5 protein-coding genes are annotated in these 5,366 nt (G+C 52.0%); all 5 read left to right on the top strand.

What is annotated here, in order from left to right; translation table 11 throughout:
* On the top strand, positions 1–266 hold a 266-nt coding region (locus KOO63_08830; GenBank protein MBU8921911.1), incomplete at its 5' end, for a hypothetical protein.
* Position 267: 1 nt separating this feature from the next.
* A complete protein-coding gene (locus KOO63_08825) occupies positions 268–2,256 on the top strand; it encodes a CoB--CoM heterodisulfide reductase iron-sulfur subunit A family protein (GenBank protein ID MBU8921910.1) in 1,989 nt (662 codons plus the stop codon).
* A gap of 30 nt (positions 2,257–2,286) precedes the next feature.
* A complete protein-coding gene (locus KOO63_08820; GenBank protein ID MBU8921909.1) occupies positions 2,287–2,775 on the top strand; it encodes a hydrogenase iron-sulfur subunit in 489 nt (162 codons plus the stop codon).
* Positions 2,765–3,718 (top strand): hypothetical protein, encoded by a 954-nt coding sequence (locus KOO63_08815; GenBank protein MBU8921908.1) that lies wholly within the window; start codon positions 2,765–2,767, stop codon positions 3,716–3,718. Before KOO63_08820 ends, KOO63_08815 begins: the two co-directional genes overlap by 11 nt.
* Positions 3,715–5,175, top strand: a complete 1,461-nt coding sequence (locus tag KOO63_08810; protein ID MBU8921907.1) for a Ni/Fe hydrogenase subunit alpha — start codon at positions 3,715–3,717, stop codon at positions 5,173–5,175. Before KOO63_08815 ends, KOO63_08810 begins: the two co-directional genes overlap by 4 nt.
* Positions 5,176–5,366 lie beyond the last annotated feature (191 nt).

Raw genomic sequence — 5,366 nt, 5'->3', positions numbered from 1 at the left:
CCCTCCACCTGTGCAAAGAGATTCTCGCCGACGCTGAGAGAAACGAAGCACACTGCATAATCACGGTATGTCCCCTGTGCCAGATGAATCTGGACATTTACCAGTCGAAGGTGAACAGCCTCTTCGGTACTAAATTCAGGATCCCGGTCATTTACTTCACCCAGCTGATCGGTCTGGCCCAGGGCAAGTCGATGAAAGAGCTGGGGCTGGGCAGGCTTGGAGTGAAGATCTCCGGTGAGATGAAGAAAATAATCGAGGGGGCGTAAGATGTCAGTACGTATAGGAGTATACCTCTGCCATTGCGGAGCGAATATAGCTGGCAAGGTCGACATAGACGCTGTCGCTGATTTTGCCAGGGGTTTGGAAAACGTCACGCTGGTCAAAGACTACAAGTTCATGTGTTCCGATCCGGGCCAGGCTCTGGTCCAGAAAGATCTGGAGGATAAGCTGGTCGACAGGGTCGTCGTTGCTTCATGTTCTCCCCTGATGCATGAGAACACTTTCAGGAAGACTGTCGAGCGAGGGGGGCTCAACCCATACCTGTTCACGATGACAAATATCAGGGAGCAGTGTTCATGGGTCCACATCGATGTGGACAAGACTACGGAGAAGGCCAAGGACTTGGTCGCTGCTTCCGTCAGAAGGGCTTTCCTTCTGGAGCCTCTTACAAAAAAAGAGGTTCCGATCAATCCACGGACTCTTGTAATAGGTGGAGGTATCGCCGGAATACAAGCTGCTCTGGATCTGGCCGAGGCTGGCAAGGAAGTGGTCCTGGTCGAAAAGGAACCATCGATCGGCGGGCATATGGCAAAGTTCGACAAGACCTTCCCCACGCTGGACTGCAGTGCCTGTATCCTGACTCCACGGATGGTCTCGGTAGGACAACATTCGAATATCGAACTGTTGTCGTATTCGGAGGTAGAGGACGTCAGTGGATATGTCGGTAATTTCAACATCAAGGTAAGGAAAAAGGCAAGGTATGTCGACTCGGAACTCTGCAACGGATGCGGTGCATGCTGGTCCAAGTGCCCGAGTTCGAGAGTGCCGAGGAAGGGGAACGTACATGAAAAACTTTCTCTTGGCCCGACGACCTCGATCTATATGCCGTTCATGCAGGCTGTGCCAGCTATACCGGTGATAGACAGGGACACCTGCCTCTATTTCAAGAATGATTCAGGCGCCTGCGGAATATGCGCGAAGGAATGTGAACGAGACGCCATTAAATATGATATGACCGATGAGATAGTCGAATTCGAAGTCGGGAACATAATCATCGCCGCTGGATTCAAGACTTTCAATCCGGCGAAAGTGAAGAGATACGGTTACGGTAAGCTCGACAACGTGATGACCGCTCTTGAATTTGAAGTTATGAACTGTGCGTCTGGTTCGACAGGAGGAAATATCCTGATGGCTGACGGCAGCGAACCGAAATCGATCGGTATCGTTCATTGCGTCGGGAGCAGGGACAAACGTCAAAACGAATACTGCTCAAGGGTCTGCTGCATGTATTCGCTTAAATACGCTCACCTTATAAAGGAGAAGATAGACGCCGAGGTCTACGAATTCTACATCGATATGAGATGTTTCGGAAAAGGATACGAGGAGTTCTATGACAGGCTTCTCAGTGAAGATGTACGGTTCGTGCGTGGCAAGGTAGCTGAAATAACAAAGGTACCTGTCACAGAGGCCGAGAAGGGTAAGCTGGTAGTGTCAGTAGAGGATACTCTGGTCGGCACCGTGAGGAGGATCCCTTTGGACATGGTCGTCCTCAGTACAGGACTGGAGGGTTCCGAAACGCTTCCCGAGCTGGCGAAACTCTGCAGTGTCAGTATTGGCAAGGATGGGTTCATAATAGAGAAACATCCCAAGCTCGGTCCGGTTGCAACGGCCACAGATGGAGTCTTTGTCGTGGGAGGCTGCCAGTCTCCGAAAGACATCCCTGATACCGTCGCGCAGGCGTCAGCTGCCTCAAGTGCTGTCCTTTCTATGATAACTCGTGAGAAGATCGAGGTCGAGGCTGCCACCTCTGAGGTGGACGAGGACAAATGTTCAGGATGCAAACTCTGCAATACACTTTGTCCATACCAGGCAGTAAAGTTCGACGAGGAAAAAGAAGTCTCTGTCGTCAACGAGGCGCTCTGTAAGGGGTGCGGAACATGCGTAGCCGGATGTCCGAGTGGTGCGATATCGGCAAAGCATTTTGAAGACAGGCAGATTTTCGCCGAGATAGAGGGTATCTTCTCGGGCGGGTTGTAACAGAGACATCGATACCGAAGGGATGATGAAATGTCATTTGAACCAAAGATCGTCGGTTTTCTCTGCAACTGGTGTTCGTACACCGGAGCGGATCTGGCGGGAACCGCCAGAATAAAGTACGCGCCGAATATAAGATCTATAAGGGTGATGTGTAGTGGAAGGATCGAACCTACCTTCATCATGAAGGCACTTTATGAAGGCGCTGACGGTGTTCTTATTGCCGGATGCCATCCTGGCGACTGTCATTACCAGGAGGGTAATTACAAGGCTCTCCGCAGGTACAAGATGCTGAAGAAAGTGCTGCCAGACTACGGAATCGATCCCGGGAGGATAAGGCTCGAGTGGGTCGCCGCCTCCGAGGGAGAAAGATTTGCAACCGTGGTCGATGACTTTACTGAGGAGATCCGGAATCTTGGTCCCTTGGGGATCAAGGCCGGACTTGAAGATATGATGAAGGACGATGTGATTCCCCACCACGCCGCTGGCGGAGAAAAAGGTGGTGACAGTAATGAAGCTTAAAGCTGGAATATACTGGGGTGCCGGTTGCGGCGGATGTGATGTTGCTGTACTTGATGTGCATGAACTGATCCTGACGGTAGCGGAGAAGATGGATCTTCTCTTCTGGCCCATCGCGCTGGATTTCAAATATGACGATGTGAGAGGGATGGATGACGGTGAGTTTGATATCGTCCTGTATAACGGAGCGGTAAGAAATTCGGAGAACGAGGAGATCGCGAGACTTCTGCGGAAGAAATCCAAAGTCATGGTAGCACTGGGGGCCTGTGCCCACCTTGGAGGTCTTCCCGGGTTGGCCAATTTTCACTCGAAAGACGACCTGCTCAAACGTGTTTATATTGAATCTGAGTCTACGATCAACGAAGAAGGGACCATTCCGCAGGAGTATTGGAAAGAAGCTGGACTCCCGCTGGAACTCCCAAGGTTCTACGGTACCGTCAAGACACTTGACCAGGTAGTCGATGTCGATTATTACATCCCTGGTTGCCCGCCTGTACCGCAGCAGATCGTGAATGCGCTTGTCGCTGTGTGGGAAGGGAATCTTCCACCAAAGGGTTCGGTGATAGGAGCCGGAAGCAGGACTCTCTGCGACGAATGCTCGAGGGTAAAGGAAGAGAAGGAGATCACCGAGTTCAAGCGGACATCGGAAGTAATCACCGATCCGGAGAAATGCCTGCTGGAGCAGGGACTGCTCTGCCTCGGTCCGGTTACCCGCGAAGGCTGCGGCAGCAGATGCATTAATACCAACGTACCATGCAGAGGTTGTTATGGCCCCCTGGAAGGAGTCCCCGACCAGGGAATCAGGATGCTGAGTGCTCTGGCATCGGTCCTCGAACCCAAAGAGGAAGAAGCCATCGATGAGCTTATTAATCAGATACCTGACCCCCTGAGGACTTTCCACAGGTTCAGCGTGGCTGCTTCCATTCTCAGGAGGAAAAAAATATGAAACGCGTAGAGATAGATCCCATCACCAGGCTGGAGGGGCACGGTAAGATATCGATCTTCATCGACGACGATGGATCGGTGACAAACGCCTTTCTACAGATACCGGAACTGCGTGGATTCGAGAAGTTCGTCGAGGGTCTGCCCATTGAGGAGATCCCAAGGATTATGCCGAGGATCTGCGGAGTCTGTCCCGCTGCTCATCACATGGCAGCAGGTAAAGCTGTAGACGCTGTTTACGGCGCGGATATCCCCTCTGTGGCGAAGAAGCTCAGAGAACTTTATTATATGGCGCATTATGTCCACAGCCACGCGGCTCATTTCTACGCGCTGGCAGCGCCCGATTTCGTTCTCGGTCCTGACGCGCCCAAGGCGTCGAGAAATGTGCTTGGCCTCATCGAAAAAGTAGGGCTGGAGATAGGTGGAGAAGTACTGAAGCAGAGAAGGATCTCACAGGAGATCCAGATCATGGTCGGTGGCAGGGCGACACATCCAGTCTGGAATATCCCCGGGGGTGTGACAAAAGCCCTTTCAGAGGAAGACAGGGACAAGATCAAGGAACTGGCCATAGGACAACTCGAGTTTGCCGAGTTCAGCATAAAGCTCTTTGCCGATATCGTCCTTGCGAACCAGGGATATCTCGACCTGATCGTGGGCGATGTTTTCGAACAGGTCACAAACTACATGGGGCTGGTCGACGAGAACAACAAGGTCAACTTTTATCACGGCAAGGTCAGGGTGGTGGACCCCGAAGGTAACGAGGTCGTCAAGTACGATGAGTCGGAATACCTGCAGCATGTTGCTGAGCATGTCGAGCCCTATTCCTACCTCAAGTATCCTTATCTCAAGGATCGTGGATGGCAGGGATTCAAGGAAGGAATGGGTACGCCTCTCTTCCAGGCGAATCCGCTTCCGAGGCTCAATGTGTCCGATGGATTTGCCACGCCGAAAGCACAGGAGCATTATGAGAAAATGTTCGAGACGGTAGGCGGAAAGCCATGTCACAAACTTCTTGTGAACCACTGGGCCAGACTTATCGAGATACTTTACGCAGCAGAGCGGATGGTCGAACTGATTAACGATGGGGAGATAACAGATCCGAATGTCAGGATCATCCCCTCGACCACGCCTACAGAAGGCGTCGGTATCGTCGAGGCGCCTCGTGGAACGTTGACGCACCATTACTGGACCGATGAGAACGGTATCGTCACAAAGGCGAACCTGATCGTAGGAACGACTAACAATCACGCTTCGATCTCGATGGCGATCAAGAAGGTCGCCCAAAAGCTCATAAAACCGGGCGGAGAGGTCAGCGACGGTCTGCTCAACACGGTGGAGATGGCTTTCAGGCTCTATGATCCGTGTTTCAGCTGTGCGACTCACAGTCTTCCAGGGCAGATGCCTCTGGTCGTGGAGATAATGGACCTTGATGGAGAGATTCTGAATACCGTTTCCAGATAAGAGCGGGAAAGGCCTTGTTAGAAAATGAAAACGCTGATAGTCGGACTGGGAAATACGATACTCAGCGATGACGGTGCGGGTGTGTTTGTAGCCCGGATGCTAAGAAAGGATCTTGAGGGAGCTGTTGACATCATCGAAGCTGAGACGGCTGGTCTCGATCTCATGGAGATGCTCAGTGGATATGAGAGGGC

Source organism: Candidatus Latescibacterota bacterium (assembly GCA_019038625.1).
Classification (GTDB): Bacteria; Krumholzibacteriota; Krumholzibacteriia; order Krumholzibacteriales; family Krumholzibacteriaceae; genus JAGLYV01.
The sequence above is the reverse complement of the archived record's forward strand: the minus strand, read 5'-3'. Positions and strand labels throughout refer to the sequence as shown.

Excerpts from the sequence above, each read along its gene's own strand:
- KOO63_08825 (MBU8921910.1), top strand. The coding sequence starts at position 268 with ATGTCAGTACGTATAGGAGTATACCTCTGCCATTGCGGAGCGAATATA.
- KOO63_08820 (MBU8921909.1), top strand. The coding sequence starts at position 2,287 with ATGTCATTTGAACCAAAGATCGTCGGTTTTCTCTGCAACTGGTGTTCG.
- KOO63_08815 (MBU8921908.1), top strand. The coding sequence starts at position 2,765 with ATGAAGCTTAAAGCTGGAATATACTGGGGTGCCGGTTGCGGCGGATGT.
- KOO63_08810 (MBU8921907.1), top strand. The coding sequence starts at position 3,715 with ATGAAACGCGTAGAGATAGATCCCATCACCAGGCTGGAGGGGCACGGT.